The sequence below is a fragment of the Micromonospora yasonensis genome, assembly GCF_026013475.1.
GTDB classification, from domain to species: domain Bacteria; phylum Actinomycetota; class Actinomycetes; order Mycobacteriales; family Micromonosporaceae; genus Micromonospora; species Micromonospora yasonensis.
In genome coordinates this window covers 1-23,981 of sequence record NZ_JAPDPH010000005.1, presented here as the reverse complement: position 1 = coordinate 23,981, position 23,981 = coordinate 1, and the positions used below count along the sequence as shown (strand labels likewise).

General features: G+C 73.3%; 21 protein-coding genes and 1 pseudogene. 3 read left to right on the top strand and 19 right to left on the bottom strand.

Features of this window, described 5'->3' with window-relative positions:
• Positions 1 to 74 precede the first annotated feature (74 nt).
• Together ONA70_RS02170 and ONA70_RS02165 are read left to right on the top strand one after the other, a co-directional pair.
• Positions 75 to 1,148, top strand: coding sequence for a sugar phosphate isomerase/epimerase family protein (locus ONA70_RS02170; RefSeq protein WP_265004601.1), 1,074 nt, complete (start codon positions 75 to 77; stop codon positions 1,146 to 1,148).
• 108 nt (positions 1,149 to 1,256) lie between these two features.
• Entirely contained in the window at positions 1,257 to 2,441 is a 1,185-nt protein-coding gene (locus ONA70_RS02165) for an ROK family transcriptional regulator (protein WP_265004600.1), read from the top strand.
• 44 nt (positions 2,442 to 2,485) lie between these two features.
• Here ONA70_RS02165 and ONA70_RS02160 read toward each other — a convergent pair whose 3' ends face one another.
• The 18 genes from ONA70_RS02160 to ONA70_RS02075 form a co-directional block, all read right to left on the bottom strand.
• The gene (locus ONA70_RS02160; RefSeq protein ID WP_265004599.1) at positions 2,486 to 3,496 is read right to left on the bottom strand and encodes a sugar phosphate isomerase/epimerase family protein; all 1,011 of its coding nucleotides are present in this window, start codon (positions 3,494 to 3,496) and stop codon (positions 2,486 to 2,488) included.
• A 270-nt stretch (positions 3,497 to 3,766) separates the two neighbouring features.
• Positions 3,767 to 4,834 (bottom strand): polyprenyl synthetase family protein, encoded by a 1,068-nt coding sequence (locus tag ONA70_RS02155; RefSeq protein ID WP_265004598.1) that lies wholly within the window; start codon positions 4,832 to 4,834, stop codon positions 3,767 to 3,769.
• Positions 4,831 to 6,225, bottom strand: coding sequence for an alkaline phosphatase family protein (locus ONA70_RS02150; protein WP_265004597.1), 1,395 nt, complete (start codon positions 6,223 to 6,225; stop codon positions 4,831 to 4,833). The genes ONA70_RS02155 and ONA70_RS02150 overlap by 4 nt, the downstream gene beginning before the upstream one ends.
• On the bottom strand, positions 6,222 to 7,409 hold the full coding sequence (gene eboE, locus ONA70_RS02145; RefSeq protein WP_265004596.1) for a metabolite traffic protein EboE: 1,188 nt from the start codon (positions 7,407 to 7,409) through the stop codon (positions 6,222 to 6,224). Before eboE ends, ONA70_RS02150 begins: the two co-directional genes overlap by 4 nt.
• Positions 7,409 to 8,260: a TatD family hydrolase gene (locus tag ONA70_RS02140; RefSeq protein ID WP_265004595.1), complete on the bottom strand. Its 852-nt coding sequence runs from the start codon at positions 8,258 to 8,260 to the stop codon at positions 7,409 to 7,411. Before ONA70_RS02140 ends, eboE begins: the two co-directional genes overlap by 1 nt.
• Positions 8,260 to 8,880 (bottom strand): EboA domain-containing protein, encoded by a 621-nt coding sequence (locus tag ONA70_RS02135; RefSeq protein WP_265004594.1) that lies wholly within the window; start codon positions 8,878 to 8,880, stop codon positions 8,260 to 8,262. The genes ONA70_RS02140 and ONA70_RS02135 overlap by 1 nt, the downstream gene beginning before the upstream one ends.
• A gap of 32 nt (positions 8,881 to 8,912) precedes the next feature.
• Positions 8,913 to 9,779, bottom strand: a complete 867-nt coding sequence (locus tag ONA70_RS02130) for a sugar phosphate isomerase/epimerase family protein (RefSeq protein ID WP_265004593.1) — start codon at positions 9,777 to 9,779, stop codon at positions 8,913 to 8,915.
• Positions 9,776 to 10,663: an SCO3242 family prenyltransferase gene (locus ONA70_RS02125; RefSeq protein ID WP_265004592.1), complete on the bottom strand. Its 888-nt coding sequence runs from the start codon at positions 10,661 to 10,663 to the stop codon at positions 9,776 to 9,778. Before ONA70_RS02125 ends, ONA70_RS02130 begins: the two co-directional genes overlap by 4 nt.
• The gene (locus ONA70_RS02120) at positions 10,660 to 11,808 is read right to left on the bottom strand and encodes an inositol-3-phosphate synthase (RefSeq protein WP_265004591.1); all 1,149 of its coding nucleotides are present in this window, start codon (positions 11,806 to 11,808) and stop codon (positions 10,660 to 10,662) included. Before ONA70_RS02120 ends, ONA70_RS02125 begins: the two co-directional genes overlap by 4 nt.
• A 218-nt stretch (positions 11,809 to 12,026) precedes the next feature.
• Positions 12,027 to 13,232, bottom strand: coding sequence for a Gfo/Idh/MocA family protein (locus ONA70_RS02115; RefSeq protein WP_265004590.1), 1,206 nt, complete (start codon positions 13,230 to 13,232; stop codon positions 12,027 to 12,029).
• Positions 13,233 to 13,252: 20 nt separating this feature from the next.
• A complete protein-coding gene (locus ONA70_RS02110; RefSeq protein WP_265004589.1) occupies positions 13,253 to 14,305 on the bottom strand; it encodes a substrate-binding domain-containing protein in 1,053 nt (350 codons plus the stop codon).
• Between the two features lie 91 nt (positions 14,306 to 14,396).
• Positions 14,397 to 15,506, bottom strand: coding sequence for an ABC transporter permease (locus ONA70_RS02105; protein WP_265004588.1), 1,110 nt, complete (start codon positions 15,504 to 15,506; stop codon positions 14,397 to 14,399).
• Positions 15,507 to 15,549: 43 nt separating this feature from the next.
• A complete protein-coding gene (locus ONA70_RS02100; protein ID WP_265004587.1) occupies positions 15,550 to 17,112 on the bottom strand; it encodes a sugar ABC transporter ATP-binding protein in 1,563 nt (520 codons plus the stop codon).
• Between the two features lie 116 nt (positions 17,113 to 17,228).
• Complete coding sequence (locus ONA70_RS02095; RefSeq protein ID WP_265004586.1) at positions 17,229 to 18,407, bottom strand: ROK family transcriptional regulator; 1,179 nt, start codon at positions 18,405 to 18,407, stop codon at positions 17,229 to 17,231.
• A 210-nt stretch (positions 18,408 to 18,617) separates the two neighbouring features.
• Positions 18,618 to 19,697: a YihY/virulence factor BrkB family protein gene (locus tag ONA70_RS02090; RefSeq protein WP_265004585.1), complete on the bottom strand. Its 1,080-nt coding sequence runs from the start codon at positions 19,695 to 19,697 to the stop codon at positions 18,618 to 18,620.
• Between the two features lie 62 nt (positions 19,698 to 19,759).
• Positions 19,760 to 20,566 carry an ABC transporter permease gene (locus ONA70_RS02085; protein ID WP_265004584.1) on the bottom strand — a complete coding sequence of 269 codons (807 nt, stop codon included), beginning with the start codon at positions 20,564 to 20,566 and terminating at the stop codon, positions 19,760 to 19,762.
• Positions 20,567 to 20,575: 9 nt separating this feature from the next.
• Complete coding sequence (locus tag ONA70_RS02080; RefSeq protein WP_265004583.1) at positions 20,576 to 21,373, bottom strand: ABC transporter permease; 798 nt, start codon at positions 21,371 to 21,373, stop codon at positions 20,576 to 20,578.
• 114 nt (positions 21,374 to 21,487) lie between these two features.
• On the bottom strand, positions 21,488 to 22,444 hold the full coding sequence (locus ONA70_RS02075; RefSeq protein ID WP_265004582.1) for a helix-turn-helix transcriptional regulator: 957 nt from the start codon (positions 22,442 to 22,444) through the stop codon (positions 21,488 to 21,490).
• A gap of 63 nt (positions 22,445 to 22,507) precedes the next feature.
• On the opposite strand from ONA70_RS02075, the gene ONA70_RS02070 reads away from it, so the two are divergent.
• Positions 22,508 to 23,653: an epoxide hydrolase family protein gene (locus tag ONA70_RS02070; RefSeq protein WP_406601128.1), complete on the top strand. Its 1,146-nt coding sequence runs from the start codon at positions 22,508 to 22,510 to the stop codon at positions 23,651 to 23,653.
• 36 nt (positions 23,654 to 23,689) lie between these two features.
• Here ONA70_RS02070 and ONA70_RS02065 read toward each other — a convergent pair.
• Positions 23,690 to 23,981 (bottom strand): annotated as a pseudogene (locus ONA70_RS02065) (NmrA family transcriptional regulator); the annotation flags it as partial.

Sequence of the window (23,981 nt, the reverse complement as noted above, 5' to 3'; positions counted from 1 at the left end):
GGGGTCGCCGCGCGGCGGCGGCCCCACCCACCTCCCCCCACACCACCCAGCACCATGAGAAAGGCAGTCAGCACATGAACGACACATCGCGCGGGATGAGCCGCCGCCGGATGCTCGGCACCATCGCCGGGGCGGCGGGCGCCGTCGCCGTCGGTGCCGCCGGCTTCGGCTCGGCGGCCGCCGCGGCGAGCAACGGCCTGCTCGTCCCCACCGGCAAGCGGGGCATCATCCTCTACAGCGTTCGCGACCGGATCGGCGCCGCCGACGACGGCAGCGGAGTGCCGTACGGGTTCGAGCGGGTGCTCGGCCGGCTCGCCGAGATCGGCTACAAGGAGGTCGAGTTCGCCGGGTACAACCAGCACACCTCGATCCTCGGCCGGCAGATCACCCCGACGGAGATCCGCAAGATCCTCGACGACAACGGGCTGCGCGCCAACGGCTCGCACGCCTCCGTCCCGAGCACGGTCAACCCGACCACCATCGCCCAGTTCGAGCAGACGCTGGACACCGCCGAGATCCTCGGCATGAGCCACATCGGCACCGGCAGCGACCCGACCGGCAGCAACTACCAGGCCGACTGGGACGCCGCCGTGGACCGGTGGAACACCTTCGGCGAGATGGCCGCCGCCCGGGGCCTCAAGCTCTACACCCACAACCACGACGCGGCGTACAACTTTCTGCTGGACAGCGGGCCGCTGGACGCGCTGGGCCGGCCGACCCGGTCCTCCGGTGTCCGGAAGCTGGAGTACTTCATCGCGCGGACCAACCCGGAGTGGGTCTGGTTCGAGATGGACATCTACTGGGCGCACGTGGCCCAGCACCGGTACCGCAGCTACACCGACCCGGACGGCGTGGCCCAGACCAGCATCTTCGACCCGCTGGCCGTGGTCGCCGCCCAGCCCATCCGGTTCCCGCTGTTCCACGCCAAGGACGGCAAGATCAACAACAACACCACCAACGGGTACGACATGGTGCCGCTCGGCGAGGGCGACATCGACTACGGCGGCTTCTTCGCCAACATGGGCGCCAAGGGCTACCACAACCCGATGTGGGAGCAGGACACCGCGCCGGGTGGCAGCGCCGACCCGGGCCGGTCGCTGCGCTACGCGGAGATCAGCTACCAGCACATGTCGAGCCTGCGGGGCTGATCCGAACCCCCTAGCACGCTGGGGCCGCACCCGGGGAAACCGGGTGCGGCCCCCTCGCGTCACATCGTGGTGACACCCATGTGGCACATTCGGGGGGAGGTGATCGCGATGAGCATGATCGGACCGGAGAACGCGGACCAGGCACGGCTGCTGCGCCTGCTGCGCGACGACGGACCCCGCTCGCGGGTGGAACTCAGCGACGCCCTGGGGCTGCCCCGGGCCCGGTTCGCCGCCGACGTGGAGCGGCTGACCGCGCAGGGCCTGGTGGAGACCGCCGGCCCGGCCGCCTCCCGGGGTGGTCGCCGGTCGTCGCTGCTGCGGCTCGGCGGGCAGGTCCGCTTCGGCGCGGTCGTGCTCGGCGACGGCCGGCTCGACGTCGCGCTCGCCGACGGCGAGCTGACCCTCCTCGTCCGCCGTAGCGAGCCGGTCGACGTCCGGCTCGGGCCCGAGGCGGTGGTGGGCCGCGCGGTCGACCTCCTCGGCAAGCTACGGGCCGAGGCGGGGCTGGCCCGGCTGACCGGGGTCGGCGTGGCGCTGCCCGCGCCGGTCGCGGTCCGCGCGGGCGCGCCGGTCGCCCCGCCCGCCCTGCCCGGCTGGCACCAGTTCCCGGTCCGCGACACCATCGCCGCCGAGCTGGGCTGCCCGGTGCTGGTCGACAACGACGCCAACGTGATGGCCCTCGGCGAGCGGCACGCCGGCACCGGCCGCCCGTTCGACGACTTTCTCTACGTGAAGCTGGGCAACGCCGTCGGCTGCGGGCTGGTGCTGGGTGGCGCGCTCTACCGGGGCGCGACCAGCGGGGCCGGCGACGTCGGCCACCTCCAGCTCACCGAGGACGGGCCGCTCTGCGTCTGCGGCAACACCGGCTGCGTCGAGGCGTACTGCGGGGATGCCGCCCTGGTCCGGGAGGCGGAGACCGCCGCGCGGGCCGGGCGCTCGACGGCGCTCGCCGAGCGGCTGGCCGAGGCCGGCATGCTGACGGTGGCGGACCTGGCCCGGGCGGCGACCGGCGGCGACCCCGCCGCCCAGCGGCTGGTCCGGGACGCCGCCCGCCGGCTCGGGCAGGTGCTGGTCGGCCTGGTCAGCTTCGTCAACCCGGCCCTCGTGATCATCGGCGGCGCGGCCGCCGGCCTCGGCCCGATCCTGCTCGCGGAGACCCGCGGGGTGGTCTACCGGCGCTCCACGCCGCTGGCCACCGGGAGCATGCCGATCGTCCTGTCCGACCTCGACGACCGGGCCGGCCTGGTCGGCTCGGCCCGGCTGATCAGCGAGCAGGTCTTCGCGGCCTGCTGAGCGGCGGCCCCCGGGGCCGGCGTGGCCGGCCCCGGGGGGCCGGGTCAGTCCCGGCTGCTGCTGAACGCCGCGTCGAAGGCCGCCGCCGGGGCGTCGAAGGCGAGCCGGCGGACGAACTGGAGCGCCTCGGGGGCACCGAGCAGGCGGTCCATGCCGGCGTCCTCCCACTCGATCGAGATCGGGCCGTCGTAGCCGATCGCGTTCAACGCCCGGAAGCAGTCCTCCCACGGCACGTCCCCGTGGCCGGTGGAGACGAAGTCCCAACCGCGGCGCAGGTCCGCCCAGGGCAGGTGGGAGGAGAGCCGACCGCGCCGGCCGTCGCCGGTACGGACCTTCGCGTCCTTGCAGTCGACGTGGTAGATCCGGTCGGCGAAGTCGAAGATGAAGTTGACCGGGTCCAGCTCCTGCCAGACGAAGTGCGACGGGTCCCAGTTCAGCCCGAACGCGGGCCGGTGGCCGATCGCCTCCAGGGTCCGCTTCGTGGTCCAGTAGTCGTACGCGATCTCGCTCGGGTGCACCTCGTGGGCGAAGCGCACGCCCACCTCGTCGAAGACGTCCAGGATCGGGTTCCACCGGTCGGCGAAGTCCTGGTAGCCACGCTCGATCATCGCCGGCGGAACCGGCGGGAACATCGCCAGGGTGTGCCAGATCGACGAGCCGGTGAAGCCGATCACCGTCTTCACCCCGAGCTTCGCCGCCGCCCGCGCGGTGTCCTTCATCTCCTCGGCGGCCCGCCGGCGGACCCCTTCCGGCTCGCCGTCGCCCCAGATCCGGGCGGGCAGGATGTCCTGGTGCCGCTCGTCGATGGGGTGGTCGCAGACGGCCTGCCCGACCAGGTGGTTGGAGATGGCGAAGACCTGGAGGTTGTGCTTGGCGAGGGTGGCCCGCTTCCGGTCCACGTACGAGTCGTCGGCGAGCGCCTTGTCGACCTCGAAGTGGTCGCCCCAGCAGGCGATCTCCAGGCCGTCGTACCCCCACTCGGCGGCGAGCCGGCAGACCTCGTCGAACGGAAGATCGGCCCACTGGCCGGTGAAGAGCGTGATGGGTCGCGCCATTGTCCTTCTCCCCTGTCGTGATGGGGGGATTCCGTAGCGGACCGGGGCGAGGGCGACCGGGTGCCGGCGACCCGTCGGAGCACCGGTGGGCGCGGTCGCGCCTGGGCCCGTCGGGTTGCGCCTCCCGGCGGGTCACCGGCCACCTCGCGGTCGCCGCCCCCACTCTATGTACGCCGGACCGCTTGCGAAAGCCCTCACCTGGCCGGTGTCCGCGTTAAGAAGGTGCCCCTTTACCACGCCAGGCGTTAACAAGGGGCCCTTCCTTCTCGCTCAGTGGCGACGGTGGGCGGCGCGGGCGGCCAGGTCGGCCAGGGCGGCCCGGGCCGGTTCCGCCAGCGGCAGCCGGCCCAGCGCGGCCAGCGCGGCATCGGCCCGGGCCCGGATCATCCGCTCCACCGCCGCCCGGGCCCCGGTGGCCTCGATGATCTCGCGGACCTCGGCGGCGCCCGTCTGGTCCAGGCCGGGGTCGCCGACCAGGGCCCGCAGTCGGGCCGCCCGGGCCGGATCGGCGCCGGCGCGGGCCAGCGCCAGCAGCACGGTCGCCTTCCCCTCCCGCAGGTCGTCCAGGTTGGACTTGCCGGTGACCGCCGGGTCGCCGAAGACGCCGAGCAGGTCGTCGCGCAGCTGGAAGGCCTCGCCGAGCGGGTCGCCGAAGTCCGCCAGCGCCGCCACCAGGTCCGGGGCCGCGCCGGCCAGGGCCGCGCCGATCTGCACCGGCCGGGTCACCGTGTAGCGCGCCGTCTTCAACCGGATCACGGTCAGGGCCTCGGCCACCGACCCTTCACCCGCGGCGCCCACCACATCCAGGTACTCCCCCGCGATCACCTCGACCCGCATCCGGGCGAAGAGGACGTGCCCCCGCCGGATCCGCTCGTGGTCCAGCCCGCAGCCGTGGAACATCTGACCCGACCAGGCGGCGCAGAGGTCGCCGCAGAGCAGGGCCGTGTCCCGGCCGTACGCGTCGGGGTCGCCGTACCAGCCGGACCGGGTGTGCAGGTCGGCGAAGACCCGGTGCACGGTGGGTTCGCCGCGCCGGCGGTCGCTGCCGTCGAGAATGTCGTCGTGGATCAGGGCGAAGGCGTGGAACAGCTCCAGGGCCGCCGACGCGACCACGATCGGCTGATCGTCGGGGCCGCCGAAGCCCCGCCAGCCCCAGTAGCAGAACAGCGGCCGCAACCGCTTGCCACCGGCCAGGACGAACCGGCGGAGCACGGCGTGGACGTCCCGCGTCCCGTCGTCCGACCGACCCGGCCCCCGTTCCCGCAGGAACGCGGCGAGCGCGGCGTCGAAGCGGTCCCGCAGCAGGGTCGGGTCGGTCGGTGCGACGGCGAGGGTCATGGCGCCTCCGAGGCCAATCCGGCGAGCTGGAGCAGCAGGGCCTTGACGTCGGTGGCGGCGAACCGGTCCCGGGCCGCCGCGGGGTCGGAGCAGAGCAGCACCGGCCCGTCGGCCGGGTCGGCGGGCAGCCGGCCGTGCGAGCCGCGGACCGCCCGCGCCCCGGCGTCCAGCCCGACCACGCTCATCAGATACCGCATGCCGAGCTTCTTGCGGGCCAGGGCCACCGCCGCCCGCCGCTTCGCGGCGCCGGGCGCGGCCGGATCGAAGAACAGCTCGGCCGGGTCGTAACCGGGTTTGCGATGGATCTCCACCAGCCGGGCGAAGTCGGGCGCGCGGGCGTCGTCGAGCCAGTAGTAGTAGGTGAACCAGGCGTCCGGCTCGGCCACCAGCACCAGCTCACCGGAGCGCGCGTGGTCCAGCCCGTACCCGGCCTGGCCGGCGGCGTCCAGCACCTCGGCCACCCCGGGCAGCGCCGCGCACAGCTTCGCCACCGCCGGCACGTCCGCCGGGTCCTTCACGTAGACGTGCGCCACCTGGTGGTCGGCGACCGCGAACGCCCGCGACGTCCACGGGTCCAGGTACTCCATCCCGGCCTGGGTGTAGACCCGCAGCAGCCCCTCCGCGCGCAGCAGCCGGTTCACGTCGACCGGGCGGGAGACGTCGGTGATGCCGTACTCGGACAGCACCACCACCGTTGCCTCCCGCGCCCGGGCGGCGTCCAGCAGCGGTGCGAGCACCCCGTCCAGCTCCGCCGCCGCAGCGGCGGCCTCAGGCGCGGACGGCCCGAAGCGTTGCAGGTCGTAGTCGAGGTGCGGCACGTACACCAGGGTCAGGTCGGGCGACTGCTCGGCGAGGATCTGCTCGGCGGCCCGGCAGATCCACCGGGACGAGGGCAGCCCGGCGCCCGGCCCCCAGTAGGTGAACAGCGGGAAGGTGCCGAGCCGGTCGGTCAGGGCGTCGTGCAGCTCGGGCGGGTCGGTCCAGCAGTCCGGTTCCTTGCGCCCGTCGGCGTAGTAGATCGGTCGGGGCGTCACCGTCCAGTCCACGTCGGCGCCCATCGCGTACCACCAGCAGACGTTGGCCACCCGGTAGCCGGGCTCCACCCGCCGGGCCGCCTGCCACAGCTTCTCCCCGCCGACCAGCGCGTTGTGCTGCCGCCAGAGGAACACCTCGCCGAGGTCGCGGAAGTACCAGCCGTTGCCGACGATGCCGTGCCCGGACGGCGGTTCGCCGGTGAGGAAGGTGGACTGCACCGAGCAGGTGACCGCCGGCAGCACGGTGCCCAGCTCGGCGGCGAACCCGGCCTCGGCGACCGCGCGCAGCCGGGGCATGTGCGCCAGCAGCCGCGGGGTCAGCCCCACCACGTCCAGGACCACCAGACGCTTGCTCACCGGCCCACCCCCACGGTCGTGGCCAGGCCGAGGCCGGCCAGTTCGGCGCGGGTGAAGGCCAGCTCGGCGGCGATACCGACGGCCAGCTCCCCGCCGGTGCGCGGCCGCCGCGACTCCGGCAGCACCCCCCAGGTGTACGTCTCGACGTCGAGGTGGTCGCAGCCGGCGACCGGTCCGGCGTAGAGCTCGGCGAGGGCGGCCCGCAGCACCGGCACGGTGGAGGCCAGCGGCGGCTCGGGCGGGGCGTGCAGCGGCACGTGGTAGTGCACCCGCCACGGCCCGGGCAGGCGCGCGTCGAGGGCGGCGTCCAGGTCGTCGGCCGCGTACCCGGGGTGGGCCGGGTCGGTGGTGCCCGCGCAGCCGGCGGACCTGGTCTGGTGCAGGAAGCGCGGCTCGACCCAGCGGCGCAGCGCGTCGCGGGACGCGGCCGGGTCGGCTGCCGCGACGGCGGCGGAGACCTGCACCTTGACCACCGGCAGCCCGGCGGCCCGGAGTCGCCCGAGCGCCTCGACGGGCTCCTCCCAGGCGCAGGCGAGGTGAGCCAGATCCAGGCAGACCCCGAGCCGATCGGTATCCATGGTTGACAATACCTCGGCCGCCTGTCCCGTGGACTCCACGAGACAACCCGGTTCCGGTTCGAAGCCGACCCGGATGGTCCGGCCGGTCTCCCGCTCCACCGCCGCGAGTCCGGCGGCCAGCTCGTCGAGGCGGCGCCGGGCCGCGTCGGCCCGACCGGCGTCCCACGGCGTCCGCCAGGCCAGCGGCAGAGTGGAGATCGAGCCCCGGGCCGCGTCGTCGGGCAGCAGGTCGGCCAGCACCCGGGCCAGGTCGAGGGTGTACGCCAGCCGCTCCGGGGTGGTCCAGTCCGGGTGGTAGACCGCGTGCTTCACCACCGGCGCCTGGAAGGCCGCGTACGGGAAGCCGTTGAGGGTGACCACCTCGAGCCCGCGCACGTCCAGCTCGTGGCGGAGCCAGCGGCGGGCCGCCGGGTCGGCGGCCAGTTCGGCGGCGACCGGGGCGGCCAGCCAGAGTCCCAGGCCGAGCAGGTCGGTGTCGAGCACCCGCCGGACGTTGACCGCGTACGTGTCGAGCTGGGCGAGGACGCCGGCCAGGTCCTCGGCGGGGTGGACGTTGGTGCAGTAGCCGAGATGGACGGTGCTGCCGTCGGGGTGCCGGAACCGCATCACTCGCCCCCGCGCAGGATCGAGTTGCCGGCGAAGGTGGGCTCCGGCGCGTCCAGGTCGCTGAGGTCCAGCCGCCCGGACTGGCCGTAGAACTCCACCGGGTTGCGCCACAGCACCCGGTCCACGTCGTCCTCGGTGAACCCGGCGAGCAGCATCGCCTCCCCGGTGGCCCGGGTGAGCAGCGGGTCGGAGCGCCCCCAGTCGGCGGCCGAGTTGACCAGCATCCGCTCGGTCCCGTACGTCTTCAGCAGCTCGACCATCCGGGGCGGCGACATCTTGGTCTCCGGGTAGATGGAGAAGCCCAGCCAGCAGCCGGTGTCCCGGACCAGCTTCACGGTGACCTCGTTGAGGTGGTCGACCAGCACCCGGCCGGGTTCGATACCGGACTCGGCCACCACGGCCAGGGTCCGCTCGACCCCGCGCGCCTTGTCCCGGTGCGGGGTGTGCACCAGGGCCGGCAGGTCGTGCGCCACGGCCAGGGCGAGCTGGCCGGCGAAGGCGGCGTCCTCGGCCGGGGTCATCGAGTCGTAGCCGATCTCGCCGACCGCGACCACGCCGTCCTTGTCCAGGTAGCGCGGGAGCACGTCGAGCACCGGGCGGCAGCGCGGGTCGTTGGCCTCCTTCGGGTTCAGCGCCACGGTGGCGTGGTGCCGGACGCCGAACTGCCCGGCCCGGAACGGCTCCCAGCCGATCAGCGAGTCGAAGTAGTCGACGAACGAGTCGACGCTGGTGCGCGGCTGGCCGAGCCAGAACGCCGGCTCCACCACCGCGCGTACCCCGGCGGCGGCCATCCGCTCGTAGTCGTCGGTGGTCCGGGACGTCATGTGGATGTGCGGGTCGAAGATGCGCATCACGCCTCCAAGGCGGTGGTGGGGTGCGAGCCGGCGCCGAGCCGGGCGAGCAGGTCGGTGGCGTCGGCCGGCATGCTCCGGCCGGCTGCGTACCGTTCGGCGGCGAGCGCGGCCAGCATCGCCGCCAGCTCGCCGTCCGCCCGGCCGTCCAGGTCGTCCACCACGGCCAGCGGTACGCCGGTGAAGACGCACTTCAGCACGGCCTGCCGCCAGGCCGCCTGCTCAAGGTGCCGGGCGTACGGGCCGAGCGCGGCAGCGATCAGGCGGGTGTCGTTGGTGCGGATCGCGTCGTGCAGCAGCGGCACGCACTCGGCCCCGATCGGCAGCAGCGGCAGGGCGCGCAGCACGGCCCGCTTCTCGGCGGCGTCGCCGTGCCGGTATAGCGAGTCGGCCAGCACGGCGTGGTCGCCGGGGAGCGCGGTGAGCAGCAGCGCCCGGGCGGCCTCGTCGGCGGTCCAGCCGGGCGGGTCGGGAAGCGGCCCCCGACCGCACCGCCGGGCGGCGGCGGCGAACAGCCGCGCGATCGCGGCGGGTTCGGTGGCGACGCGGCGCAGGGCCGCGTCCAACCATTGCGGATCGGATACGTCGTGCAGCGCGGCGCGCAGTCGGTCGGGTGTCATGCCGTCTCCCCTTTCCAGCGGATGGCAGGTGGTCAGCCACCGCCTTTGGCGGCGGTGCGCAGGAAGTCGAGTGAGCGGGCGGCGACGGCCGGCGCGGCGTGCGAGTGCCGGGGCAGCTCCACCGCCACCAGCCCGCGGTAGCCGGCGTCGGCGAGGGCGCGCAGCACCGGCGGGAAGTCGATCTCGCCGGTGCCGAACTCCAGGTGCTCGTGCACACCCCGGCGCATGTCGTCGATCTGCACGTTGACCAGGTGCTCGGCGACCGCGGCCACGCAGTCGGGCACCGGGGCCGGCTCGAGGCAGCGGCAGTGCCCGATATCGAGGGTGATGCCGAACCGGGGCGGCGCGCCGAGCGCGTCGCGCAGCCACCGCCACCCGGCGATGTCCTCGACCAGCATTCCCGGCTCGGGTTCGAAACCGAGCGGCACGCCGGCCGCCTCCGCCTCGGCGCACACCGTGGCGCAGCCAGCGACCAGGCGGTCCCGGGCGACTTCGGCCGGCACCTCGGGCGGGCGTACGCCGGCCCAGAAGGAGACCGCCTCCGCGCCCAGGTCCGCGCCGATCCGGACCGCCCGGCGGAGGAACTCGATCCGCAGCGCCGGGTCGTCGTGCAGCAGCGTCGGGGCGTGCTTGTGCCACGGGTCGAGCAGGTAGCGGGCCCCGGTCTCGACCACCACCCCGAGACCGAGGGCGCTCAGCCGCCCGGCGACGGCGGCGACCCGGCGGGCCAGCTCCGGCGCGAACGGGTCCAGGTGGTCGTGGTCCAGGGTGAGCGCCACGCCGTGGTAGCCGAGGTCGGCCAGGACCGCGAGCGCGTCGGTGAGGCGGTGGTTGGCGAAGCCGTTGGTCCCGTACCCGAAGCGCAGGGCGGTGGGGTCGAGCGCCGGTCGGGCGGTCATGTCGGTGAGATGAGTCGGGCCAGGCGGCGGCCGAGCGGCGCGGCCGCGGCGACGGCGAGGCCGAGGTACCGGGCGCCGGCCCGGGCGGTCAGCGCGCCCTGCAGGGCGGGCAGCCCGGTGATGCCCGCGCCGACGGCGGCCCGTACCCGGGGCGGCGACGGGTCGGCGAGCACCTTCGCCTGCGCGGCGCCGTACCGGGTGGCGTAGCCGGCGGCGAGCGCCATCGGGACCGGGTCGGCGCGGCCCAGCGCGGTGGCCGCGACCAGGGCGGTGCCGGCCAGGGTGGCCCGGGGCAGCCGCCGGTCCGCGCCGGAGACCTCGCGCCGGGACAGCGCGGTGACGGTCCAGGTGTGCGCGGCCACGGTCAGCGCCGCCGGCACCGCCCGGAGCAACGCCGGCGCCGCCCGCCGCACGGGTCGCGCCGCACCCCGGCGGCCCGGCCCGGCGCTCGCGCCGAGCAGGACGTCCAGGCCCCGGCAGGCGGCCATCACGGCCGGACCGGCCGCGGTGTCCTTGGCGAGCAGGTCGTACCCCCAGATCGCGGCGGCGAGCGGAACCGCGACGGCGGCGGCGCGCCGGCCACCGGCGGCGGTGGCGAGGGCGACTCCCGCGGCGGTCAGGCCGGCGGCGACACCGAGCGCGGCGGCCGGGTGGACCCGGCCCGACGGGATCGGTCGCTCGGGGCGTTCGACCGCGTCCAGCCGCCGGTCGGCCCAGTCGTTGCCCGCCATGCCGGCCCAGTAGAGCAGCACCGACGCCCCGGCCAGCGCGGGCGTACGCCGGTCCAGCGTGCCGGCCGCCGCCGCGCCGGCCAGCACGTCCCCCGGTACGGAGAGCGCGGCGGGCGCCCGGACCAGCTCGGCGAGGTCGGCGAGGCGACTCATCGGGTCGTCCCGGCGTGCAGGCCGGCGACGAAGTCGCGGAGCAGGGTCCACTGCTCGGCCAGCGAGTGGGTGGGTGCGCCGATGCCGTCCTTGAAGAAGAAGGCCAGCTCGGTCAGCGGCCCGGTGCGGCCGGCGGCGTGCGCGGCGGCGGTGATCCGGGCCAGGTCGAGCACCAGCGGGGCGGCCAGCGCCGAGTCGCAGCCGTGCCAGGTGAACTCCATCCGCATCCCGGTGCCGAGGAAACCGGCGAAGGTGACCAGGTCCCAGGCGGTCTTGAAGTCGCCCAGCTCCGCCACGTGGTCGATCCGGGTGTCGCCCTGCGGGACGTAGCCGAGGGTCTCCCCGAGCACCCGCTGCTTGCTGGCCACCTTGGCCGCGTTCGCGGCCGGCTCGGCGAGCGTGGCACCGTCCCCGCCGCCGAGCAGGTTCAGCCCGGACCAGGAGCGCACCGCCAGGTTCCGCATCGCGAACATCGGCGCGAGCACCGACTTGACCAGGGTCTCCCCGGTCTTGCCGTCGTGCCCGGCGTACGGCAGGCCGCGTTCGGCGGCCAGCGCCGCCAGGGCGGGCAGCCGGGCCCCGGTGGACGGCGTGAAGTCGACGTACGGGCAGCCGGCGGTGAACGCCGCGTACGCGTACGCCGAGCTGGGCGGCAGCACGTCGGCGGGGCCGGCGAGCGCGTCCCGGAGCGCGGCGAGGTCGTGGTGGGCCGGGTGCGCGGCGGGGGCCGGTTCGGTGGCGGAGACGTTGACCACCACCACCCGGTCCAGCCGGTGCCCGTCCCGGAAGGCGGTCAGGTCGCGGGCCACCGCGTCGATCCGGTCCGCCTGGGTGCCCCCGCTGGGGGCGGGCCGCAACTCCTCCTCGACGCCGGCCAGTTCCCCGGCGAGGGCGTCCACCAGCCGGCCGGGCACCACCCCGGCGGTGGCGAGCGCCTCGGCCCGTTTGGTGAGCGGACACGCCACCACGTCGTGGCCGCCGAATACCAGGTCGGCGAAGGCCGGCAGGGCCGGCCCGCGCAGGTCGGGCAGCTCGGTGACGCAGCCGGTCGGGCCGGTGAGCCCGGCCCGCAGGGCCAGTGCCCCGACGATGCTGGTGGTCGCGACCGAACCGCGCGCTCCCACCAGCCAGACACCCGTACGCATCGTGTTTCCTTTCCGTCCTCGTCGGGCCGGCCCGCCGGTGCGGCCGGGGAATCCCGGTCCGGCCGCACCGGACGGCCGTGCTGGTCGTGCCGCGGAGGACTCCGGCGGCACGCTTCCCGAGGTCGACCTCGTCCCCGCCGCGGGGCGCAACCGCGGCGGGCCCTCGCCGGTCGACTCCGGGAAGCTGGTCGGGCGGCGCCGGCGGGCGCCGCGTCGGGTCAGGCGGCCAGTTCGGCCAGCGCGGGCTCCACCTCCGTCCACGTGGCCAGCTCGGCCGATCGGGCCACCGCGTCCAGCACGAGCTGGACCTGCAACGCGTCGGCGAACGACGGCGCCGGGTCGGTGCCGGTGGCGACCGCCTCGACGAAGTCGCGCATCTGATGGGTGAAGGAGTGCTCGTAGCCGATGATGTGGCCGGGCGGCCACCAGGCCGACAGGTACGGGTGCTCCGGCTCGGTCACCAGGATCCGGGTGAAGCCCTGCTCGGCGCTGGGCCGGGTGGCGTCGTAGAACTCCAGCTCGTTGAGGCGTTCCAGGTCGAACACCACCGAGCCGAGCGATCCGTTGATCTCCACCCGGAGCGCGTTCTTGCGGCCCGTGGCGAACCGGCTCGCCTCGTACGTGGCGAGCGCGCCCCCGTCGAGCCGGGCCACGAAGACCGCCGCGTCGTCCACCGTGACCTCGCCCATCGCCTGGCCGTGGCCGTCGGCCTGCGCAGCCAGGCCGCTCGACCCGGCCGGCAACGGCCGTTCCTTGACGAAGGTCTCGGTCGCCGCGCTGACCCCGGTGATCAGCTGGCCGGTGACGAACTGGGTGAGGTCGATGATGTGCGCACCGATGTCACCCAGCGCGCCGGAGCCCGCCTTGTCCTTCTGCAACCGCCAGACCAGCGGGAACTGCGGATCGACGATCCAGTCCTGCAGGTACACCGCGCGGACGTGCCGGATCTCGCCGAGCCGCCCGTCGGCGACGAGCTGCCGCATCATGGTGACCGCGGGCACCCGGCGATAGTTGAACCCGCACATCGTGCGTACCCCGGCGGTCCGGGCGCGGGCGGCGGCCGCCGCCATCTCCCGGGCCTCGGCGACGGTGTTCGCGAGGGGTTTCTCGCAGAGCACGTGCTTGCCGGCGGCCAACGCGGCGATGGCGATCTCGCAGTGGCTGTCCCCTGGTGTGCAGATGTCGACCACGTCGATCTCATCGGACTCGACCAGGCGGCGCCAGTCCGTGGTGTGCCCCTCCCAGCCGAGCCGGTCGGCGGCCTCGGCCACCTTCGCGCCGTCCCGGCCGCTGATGAGCGCCATCCGCACCCGCGCGGGCAGGTCGTACACCCGGTTCACGGTGCGCCACGCCTGGGAGTGCGCGGCGCCCATGAACGCGTAGCCGACCATGCCGACCCGCAGGAGTCTGTCGTGAGTGGACAAGGTGGGTCTCCCCCCGTGTGTCAGAACCCGAGCTTCAGGTAGTCGCTCGCGTTCTCCTTGGTGATCGTCTCCGAGGCGAGCACGATCTCCTTCGGGACCTGGAGCTCCACCAGGTCCGACATGCCCTTCTTCTGGCCGATGAGCCGGGCCAGCGAGATGGCCGAGGAGGCCATCGAGGGGCTGTAGGTGACGGTCGCCTTCAGCACGGTGTTGTCGGCCTTGATGTCCTCCATCGCCTTCTTCGAGCCGGCGCCGCCGACCATGAAGAAGTCCTTGCGGTTGGCCTGGTTGACCGCGGCGAGGACCCCGATGCCCTGGTCGTCGTCGTGGTTCCAGATCGCGTCGATCTTGGGCAGCGCCTGGAACAGGCCGGTGGCGGCCTGCTGCCCCGAGTCGGCGGTGAACTCGGCCGGGCGGCGGTTGGCCACCTTCAGGCCGTACGAGGCGAGGGTGTCGGCGAAGCCCTTGGAGCGTTCCTGGGTCAGCTCCAGGGAGTCGATGCCGGGGATCTCCCCGATGATCGGGTTGCTGACGCCCTTGGCCTTGAGCTGCTCGGCGATGTAGGTGGCGGCGGCCACACCCATGCCGTAGTTGTCGCCCTTGATCTGCAGCCGGTAGGCCCGGGCGTCGGGGAAGGCCCGGTCCAGGTTGACCACCGGGATGCCGGCCTTCATCGCCTCCAGGCCGAACGCGTTGAGCTCCTTGCCGTCGTGCGGCAGCAGCACGATCACGTCGGGCTTCTGGGAGATCAGGGTGGACAGCGCGGCGCGCTGGGCCGCCGCGTCCGCGCCGGCCTCCACCGACTTGAGCTCCACGTCGGAGTACGCCCCGGCCTGCGCCTTGGCGTTGTTGGTGATGGCGGCGATCCAGCCGTGGTCGGCGGCCGGGGCGGAGAAGCCGATGGTCACCTTCTTGCCCGGCTCGCTGTTGCCGCCGGTCGCCGCGGCCTTGGTCTGCGCGGAGGTGGGCTCCTGCTCGTTGCTGGTGCAGCCGGCGAGCACTACGCCGGCGGAGAGCGCGGCCCCGCCGAAGAGCAGCCGGCGGCGCGACAGGTCGCGACCCTGCGTTGTCATAACGGCCTCCTGATGAGGTGGTGGGGTGAAAAAGGGTGTGCTGGGCCCGGCCACCGTCGCTGTCGAGGTGGCCGCCGGTGTCGCGGTGAACTCAGGTGGTGGTGGTCCGGTTGCGGTGGAGGAACTGGGTGAGGCTGCCGAACTGGACCTGCTGGACCAGGACGGCGGCGACGATGATGCCGCCCTTGACCATGTTCTGCGCCTCCGTGGAGAGGCCGTTGATGGCGAAGAGGTTGGTGATGGTGGAGAAGATGATTACCCCGAGCAGGGAACCGACGATGGTGCCCCGCCCGCCGCTGAGCAGCGTGCCGCCAATGATCGCGGCGGCGATCGCGTCCAGCTCGTAGAGGTTCGCCATCGCCGCCTGGGCGGAGGTGGCCTGCGCGGTCAGCATGACCGCGGCGATGCCGCAGCAGAGGCCGGAGAGCGCGTAGAGCAGCAGCGTGTGCCGGCGGACGTTGATGCCGGCGAGCCGGGCCGCCTCCGGGTTGCCGCCGACCGCCACCGTACGGCGGCCGAAGGTGGTCCGGTTGAGCAGCACCCAGCCGGCGATCACCACTGCGGCGAGGATGTAGACCAGCAGCGGGATGCCGAGCACGTTGGTGCTGGCGATGCCGTTGATGAACTGGTTGTTCGAGACCTGGGTCTGCTTGCCGGAGATCTGGGCGGCCAGGCCCCGGGCGGCCACCATCATGGCCAGCGTGGCGATGAACGGCACCAGCCGCCCGTACGAGATGAGCAGGCCGTTCACCACGCCGACGGCGAGCCCGACGGTCAGCGCGCTGAAGATCATGCCGCCGGCGCCGTAGCTCTGGGTGGCGAGCGTGGTGCACCAGACCCCGGCGAGCGCGACGATCGCGCCGACCGACAGGTCGATGCCGCCGCCGATGATCACGAAGGTCATCCCGACGGTGACCACGCCGACCACCGAGGCGAGCTTGAGGATGGTGAGCGTGTTGCCCCACACCCAGCTCGCGTTCCCGTAGAGGTCGGGCCGGGTGAGGATGCCGATGACGACCAGCACCACCAGGGTGGCCAGCAGGCCGAGGTTGCGCTTGGCGCCCTCCCCGCCGTCCCCGCGCCACCAGGAGAGCCCCGCCGGCGCCTCGGCCTTGGCCGTCTCGGCCGGGTCGACCGGCGGCGACTGGGCCGGCAGCCCCGCCGCCCGTTCCGGGGTGGCCGTGGGTGTCGTCTCGCTCATGCCGCCGCCTCCATCCACACGTCGGTCTGCGCGCTGCGCCGGTTCATGCCGGTGCGCCTTCCATCAGGGACCCCGCCATGACGAGGTCGAGCACGGTGTTCTCGTCGAGTTCGCCGGCCGGGGCCTCCCGGACCACCCGGCCCTCCCGCATGACCAGCACCCGGTCGGCCAGGCCGAGCACCTCGGGCACCTCGCTGGAGACCAGCAGCACCCCGACGCCCCGCGCGGCCAGTTCCCGCACCACCTGGTAGAGCTCGGCCCGGGCGCCCACGTCGACACCCCGGGTCGGCTCGTCGAGCAGCAGCAGCCGGGTGTCCCCGAGCAGCCACCGGCCGACCACCACCTTCTGCTGGTTGCCGCCGGAGAGGGTGCGCACCGGCCGGCGTACGTCGCGGGGGCGCAGTTCGAGCGAGTCGGCGATCCGGGCCGCCTCGGTCCGTTCCCGCCCGGCGTCGGTGAAGCCGAGGCGGGCGTACCGGCCGAAGGTGGCGAGGGTGACGTTGCGGTAGATCGGCTCGCCGAGCAGCAGCGCCTGGCTCTTGCGCTCCTCCGGCGCCATCCCCATGCCGGCCCTCACGGCCGCGCCGACGCTGCCCGGGCGCAACGTCCGACGACCCATCCGCACCGTGCCGGCCTGTGCCCGCCGGGCGCCGTAGATGGTCTCCAGCAGTTCGGACCGGCCCGAGCCGACCAGGCCGGCGATGCCGACGATCTCCCCGGCCCGAACGCTCAGCGAGACGTCGGCGAACTCGCCGTGCCGGGTCAGCCCGTCCACCCGCAGCAGCTCCGCGCCGGCAGGGTCGTCGGCCGGGCGCTCCGGGAAGACGTACTCGATGGTCCGGCCGGTCATCCGGGCGACCAGGTCGCGGGTCGGGGTGTCGCGCGCCGGCAGGTTCGCCGCGGTGGTCCGGCCGTCCTTGAGTACGGTGACCCGGTCGCCGATCTCGCGGATCTCCTCCAGCCGGTGCGAGATGTAGATGACCGCGATGCCCTGCGCGGTGAGCTCCCGGATGATCCGGAACAGGTTGCCCACCTCGTCGTGGGCGAGCACGGCGCTCGGCTCGTCCATGATGATCAGTCGGGCCTCGTGGGAGAGCGCCCGGGCCATGCTGACGATCTGCTTGCCGGCGGCGGGCAGCTGCCGGACCAGCCGGCCGGGCGGGATCTCCGGGTGGCCGAGCCGGGCCAGGATCTGCCGGGTACGCCGGGCCATGTGGCCCCGGCGGACGAAGCCGAGCCGGCGCGGCTCGTGGCCGAGGAAGGCGTTCTCCGCCACCGACAGGTCCTCGACCAGGTCGAGTTCCTGATAGATGGTGGCGATCCCGGCCCGCATCGCGGCCTGCGGGTTGGCGAAGGCGGCGGGCTGGCCGCGCCACTCGACCCCCCCGGAGTCCGGCCGGTGCACCCCGGCGAGCACCTTGATCAGGGTGGACTTGCCGGCGCCGTTCTGCCCGAGCAGGCAGTGCACCTCGCCGGCGCGCACCTCCAGCTGCACCCCGTCCAGCGCCCGTACGCCGGGGAAGGTCTTGACCACGTCGGTGAGGCGCAGCACCACCTCGCCCGCGACGGTGTCGGCGGGGGCCTCCACCAGCGGCGTCTTCGTCACGTCGTGCTCCTCGCTGCGATCGGTCCGTCCCGGGACGGCGTGCTCCCCCGGGCCGGCATCGCCCGTCCCGCGCCGTCCCGGGCCGGCCGGTCCCCCGTGGTCTGTGGACGCCGCGCTCATGCCGCCTCCCCGAAGGCCAGGTCGCTGGCGAGCACGGCGGCGCCGGCAACGCCGGCGCGCGGGCCCAGCTCGGACAGGACGACCGGCAGGTTGCCGGTGGCCAGCGGCAGCGAGCGGCGGTAGACCACGCTGCGGATCTCGGCGAGCAGGATGTGGCCGAGCTGGGCGAGCCCGCCGCCGATCACGATCATCGACGGGTTGGTGAAGCTGACCAGCCCGGCCAGCACGCTGCCCACCCGCCGGCCGCCGTCGCGGATCAGCTGGATGCAGGTGACGTCCCCCTCGGCCGCCCCCTGCGCCACGTCCAGCGCGGTCACCGCGCCCCGGGCCGCCAGCCGCTCGGCGAGCGCCGGCGAGACCTCGGCGCGGGCGGCCGCAGTGGCCTCCCGGGCCAGCGCGGCGCCGCTGAAGACGGCCTCCAGGCAGCCCACGTTCCCGCAGGAGCACATCGGACCGTTCGGGTCGACCTGGATGTGGCCGATGTCGCCGGCGCAGCCGTCGGTGCCCCGGTAGACCTCGCCGTTGAGGTAGATGCCGCAACCGATGCCGGTGCCGATCTTGATGAACAGGAAGTCGTCCACCGAGTGGGCGACGCCCCCGTGCCGCTCGCCGATGGCCATGATGTTCACGTCGTTGTCGACCACCGCCGGGCAGCCGTGCTCCCGGGTCAGCAGCTCGCGGACCGGGAACCGGTCCCAGCCGGGCATGATCGGCGGCGAGACCGGCACCCCGTCGCGGAAGCTCACCGGCCCCGGCACGCCGATGCCGACCGCGTCGAGCCGTTCGTACGCCCCGTCCACCTTGGCCTTGTGCAGCAGCTCGTTGACCCGCTGGAGGGTCACCTTCGGCCCGGAGCGGATGTCGGCCTGCTCGGCGTACGCGGCCACCGTCTCCAGCCGGCCGTTCACCACCTCGACGTCGATCGAGCTGGCGCCCAGGTCGACCGCGGCGAAGCGCAGGTGCGGGCTCAGCTCGACCAGGGTGGACCGTCGGCCGCCCCGCGAGGCGGCCAGCCCGGCCTCGGCGACGTAGCCGAGGCCGACCAGACGCTCCAGCTCGGCCAGCAGGCGCGGGCGGGGCATCTCCAACCGGTCGCCGAGTTCGGCACGGGAGACCGCGCCCTCGTCCCGGAGCAGTCGCAGGAGCTGTACGTGCAGGGGGTCCACCGTCCGCACCGGGACTCACCTCCGCATCGGAGTCGTTCACATCGACGCAACGGCGATGTGTCGTGTCCGACACAGTAGGAGCCTTCGGGGTGACGTGTCCATAGCTTCGGCAGATCCAGTCCAAACTTTTGTCCATCTGAGCAAAAGCAGGAGTGGATCTAGAAAAACCATCCGCCCTCGTCGCACGGTGCGCGACGAGGGCGGAACGGGGCGTACGGGTCAGCGGCGACGGGGGGCCGAGTTGCGCTTCTTCTTCAGCTTGCGGTCGTCGCGCAGCTCGACGTACGGCTCCTCGGTGGCGGGGTGCCCGGCCTCGATCGCCCGGCTGCGTTCCAGCTCGGCGTCGAACTCCGCGCCCAACAGGATGGCGATGTTGCTCAGCCAGAGCCAGACCAGAAAGATGATCACGCCGGCCAGCGCCCCGTAGGTCTTGTTGTACGAGCCGAAGTTGCTGACGTACACACCGAAGAGGCCGGAGATCACCACCCAGATCACCACGGCCAGCACGCCGCCGGGGCTGACCCAGCGGAAGCCGCCGTGCCGGGCGTTCGGTGAGGCCCAGTAGAGGATCGCGAACATCAGGCTGACCAGCACCAGCAGCACCGGCCACTTGGCGATGTTCCACACCGTCACGCCGGTCGAGCCGAGCCCGATGGCGCTGCCCGCCTGCTGGGCGAGGCGGCCGGTGAAGACCACGATGACCGCGGCGGCCAGCAGCAGCAGGCCGATCACGGCGGTGACGCCGAGCCGGACCGGCAGGGTCTTCCAGACCGGCCGTCCCTCCGGCACGTCGTAGATGCTGTTGGAGGCGCGCATGAAGGCGCTGACGTACCCGGAGGCGGACCAGAACGCGGCGAGCAGACCGAGGACCGCGGCGAGGCTGGCCAGGCCGCCGGAGCGACCCGCCTGCTCGATCGCCATCGTGATGATGTGCCGGATGTTGTCCTCCCGCACCACCTGGTTGACCGTGTTCTCGACGCCCTTGGTGGCGCCGGCGCCGAACAGGCCGAGCAGGGAGATCAGCACCAGCAGGCCCGGGAAGATCGACAGCACCCCGTAGTAGGTGAGCGCGGCGGCCCAGTCGGTGAGGTTGTCCTCCTGGAACTCCTTGACCGTGCGCTTGAACGTCGCGACCCACCCGGTGCCCGGCAGCTCGGTCGGGCTGGCCGGGCCGGCGTCCGGCCCGGCCGGCTGGTCCCGTTCGTACCCGTTGCGGGCGTGTCCGTTCCGGGCGTGTCCGGCCCGGTCGGGTCCGGCCTGGTCGCGCCTGGCCTGGGCGGAAGACTCGTCGGCGGCCATCGCCCCTCCCTCGTCGTCGCATCGTCCCCGTGAGATGCCCCGACGAGCAGGCGGAAAACTTCCTACTTGTAGAGCAACCGGCCCATCCGCCCGGAGGCCACCACCAGCATCACGACGGTCAGCACCAGCAGGTAGGCCAGGTCGAGCAGCCACGACCAGCCGGACGTCCCGACGCTGATGCCCCGGAGCAGGTGCACCGACCGGTAGAGCGGGGTCACCTCGACCACCCAGCGCAGCACCGCCGGATACGCCTCGGCCGGGACGAACGTGCCGGAGAAGAGGAAGAGGGTGAACTGGGCCGAACCCATCAGGTCGAAGTCCTGCCAGCTGCGCATCAGGGTGGAGACCGTCATGCCGAGCGCGCCGAACGCGAAGCCGACCAGCACCGCGGCCGGGAAGGCGAGGAGCGCCCGCAGCCCGGTGGTCAGGTCCAACGCCACCATGATCACCAGGAAGGCCGCCGAGTAGAGGCTGCCCCGGATCATCGCCCAGCCCAGCTCGCCGAGGGCGATCTCGAACGGCTGCACCGGGGTCGCGATGACCCCGTCGTACAGCTTCATGTACTTCATCTTCCCGAAGAAGTTGAAGGTGGTCTCGGAGAGCGCCCCGCTCATCGCCGACGAGGCCAGCATCGCCGGGGCCACGAACGCCGCGTACGACACCACCTGCCCGCCGGGCAGGGTGAGGTCGCCGACCAGCGCGCCCACCCCGACGCCGATCGAGAAGAGGTAGAGCACCGGCTCCAGGAAGCCGGAGAGCAGCACCAGCCAGTACGCGCTCTTCAGCGCGGTGAGGTTGCGCTCGGCCACCGAGGCGGAGCGGCGCACCCCCGCCGGGCCGACCAGCCGGGGCAGGACGAGAGCGACCACGGGATCCTCCTAGACGACGAGCGAGCGGCGGAACACGCGCGTGGCCAGCAGCCAGCCGGCGGCGGCCCAGGCGGCGAGGTAGAGCAGGTGACCGGCGACCGACCACTGCGGAGGCACGCCCAGCGTGGCGGCCCGGCACAGGTCCACGCCGTGCCAGAGCGGGGTCAGGTACGCGAGCTGGCGCAGCCCGCCCGGCAGCTGCTCCACCGGGAAGAACACCCCGGCGAAGAGCGTCATCGGGATCACCGCGAACCGGAAGAACAGCGCCAGGTAGCTGTCGCTGGGCACGGCGGCGCTGAACGCGAAGGTCGGCGCGGCCACCGCCAGGCCGAGCAGCAGGACCACCAACGGGACGGTCAGCGCCCACGGCGAGCGCAACGCCCCGAACAGCGCCGTCACCAGCAGGAACGCCACCACGCTGGTGACCACCCGGAACAGCACGAAGGCGAGGTGGCCGGCCACGATGTCGCCGACCCGCAGCGGCGCGGCGACCTGGGCGTGGTAGGTCCGGATCCACTTGAAGTTGCTGTGCACCGGCCAGGTCGACTCGGCCACCGCGGTCTGCAGCGCGGCGGACGCGATCAGGCCGGGGACCAGCCAGTCCAGGTAGGGCACCCCGCCGACGCCCCGGTTGACGTACGCGCCGACACCGACGCCGAACCCGACCACCGTGAGCACCGGCAGCAGGAAGGACGAGAAGACGCCCGCCCGCCAGGTGCGCCGGTAGGCGACCAGGTAGTAACCGAGCACCCCCAGCGCCGGCACCCGGGCCGTTCCCGGCCCGGCCCGCTCCGCCACACTCACCACGACCACCCCCGCTCGCCGCCCGCTCCGGCCTTCCTACCCCTGGGGTACGACAGGCCGCCGGCCACCCTACGACGGTCCATCGGTGCCGTCGCGCGAGTTTCCGCTGTCACGAGCTCAGAACGTCTCGATGGCCTCGGTCAGTCGGGCGGTGAGATCCCGGATGTGTGCGATGAGTTCGGGTGGCTGGTGGATCCGGAAGCGGAAGCCGAACAATGCGACGTAGACGGCGATTTCGTCGAGGGAGTTCGATCCGGTGTGCAGGAGGCAGGTGTGCGAGTCGACGGCCTCGATGACACCGACGGTGGGCGGGATCCGTTCGGCGGCCGTCTCGGCCGACGCGTACAGGGTGATCCGGGCCTGATAGCGGTAGGGGGCGGTGGAGACACCGTGCGCCAGGTAGCCGGCGAGGTCGACGTCGGGTGCCTGCCGGGGGGTGAAGCGAGGGCCGGTCGGGACGCGGGGACGGATCCGGTCGACCCGGTAGGTGCGCCAGTCGCGCCGGTCGGTGTCCCAGCCCACCAGGTACCAGCGCCGGCCGGTGTGGACCAGCCGGTGAGGTTCGGTGTCGCGTACCGAATCGGCGCCGTCGTGGCTGCGATAGTCGAAGCGGAGCCGTTGGTGTTCACGGCAGACCCCGGCGACGACGGTCAGCACGTCCGGGTCCACGGTGGGGCCGGCGGCGGGGACCGTGACGGTGACCGAGTGCAGCAGGTTGACCCGGTGACGTACGCGCGACGGCAGTACCTGTTCGAGCTTGGCCAGTGCGCGTAGCGATGTTTCCTCGATGCCGGTGACCGTGCCGCTGGCGGCGGTCCGCAGCCCGATGGCGACGGCGACTGCCTCCTCGTCGTCGAGCAGCAGCGGCGGGAGCTTCGTGCCGGCGCCGAGCCGGTAGCCGGCCGCGCCGGGGGTGGCGTGCACCGGGTAGCCGAGGTCGCGCAGTTTCTGGATGTCGCGGCGCACGGTCCGCACGTCGACCTCAAGACGCTGCGCCAGGTCGGTACCAGGCCAGTCGCGGGGAGTTTGCAGCAGCGAGAGCAGACGCAGCAGCCGGGCGGAGGTTTCCAACATGCCCGTAAGTCTGCCAGCAAGCTAGGGCCAAACCTGTCCTAGCTCACCCCTAGCGTGATGCTCATGAGCGAACAGATCACCCCGTTCCGGATCGAGATTCCCCAGGACAGCCTCGACGACCTGCGCCACCGGCTCGCCCACACCCGTTGGCCGGAGGAGTTGCCGGGCGCCGGCTGGGAGGCCGGGGTGCCGCTGGACTACCTGAAAGACCTGGCCGACTACTGGCAGACCACGTACGACTGGCGCGCCCACGAGGCACGGCTGAACGAATTTCCCCAGTTCACCACCGTCATCGACGGACAGAAGATGCACTTCCTGCACGTGCGTTCGCCCGAGCCGGACGCGCTGCCGCTCATCCTCACCCACGGCTGGCCCGGCTCGGTCGTGGAGTTCATGAAGATCATCGGCCCGTTGACCGATCCCGCCCGGTACGGCGGCGACCCCGCTGACGCCTTCCACGTCGTGGCCCCGTCGCTGCCCGGCTTCGGCTTCTCCAGCCCACTCGCCGCCTCGGGCTGGAACACCAACCGGGTGGCCCACGCCTGGGCCGAGCTGATGAGGCGCCTCGGCTACCACCGCTACGGCGCCCAGGGTGGCGACACCGGAGCGATCGTCTCCCCCGAGCTCGGCCGCGTCGACCCTGTTCATGTGCTCGGCGTGCACGTCAACAACCTGGGGACCTTCCCCTCCGGTGATCCGGCCGAGCTGGTCGGCCTCACCGAGGCCGACCAGGCCCGCCTCGCGCTGATGACGACCTGGGGCCGGGACATGAGTGGGTACGCCATCGTCCAGTCGACCCGGCCGCAGACGATCTCCTACGCCCTCACCGATTCACCCGTCGGCCAGTTGGCGTGGATCGTCGAGAAGTTCAAGGAATGGACCGACCCGAGCGCCGGCCTACCCGAGGACGCTGTCGACCGCGACCTGATCCTCACCGACGTCTCGGTGTACTGGCTGACCGGCACAGCCGGATCCGCCGCCCGCATCTACTACGAGGACGCCCGCACCTGGGGCCAAGCCCAGCCGCGGTCGTCAGTACCGACCGGGGTGGCGGTGTTCCCCAACGACATCACCATCCGACCCCTCGCCGAACGCGACCACAACGTCGTGCACTGGGCCGAGTTCGACCGCGGCGGGCACTTCGCCGCCCTGGAAGCACCCGACCTCCTGGTCGGCGACGTGCGGGAGTTCTTCCGCCACGTCCGCTGACGCCACCGAGACAGGGCAGTCGTCTCGGCGGCGGGATCAGGCGAAGTCGGCGGCGTGGTCGGTGGCCCACTGGGCGAACGAACGTGCGGGCCGCCCGAGCACCGCCGCCACGTCGTCGGTCACCTGCTCCGGCGTCTCCACCAGGGCAGCCCAGCCCGCCAATGCCGCATCCGCGAACGCGGGGCTGCCCATCGCCACCGCCAGCATCGGGCGGATGGCGTGGGCGGGCACGTCCTGCCAGTGCAGGTCACGGCCGATCGCCTCGCCGATGAGGCGCACCTGCTCGGCCTGGGTGACCGTCTGCCGGCCGCTGAGCACGTACGTCTGC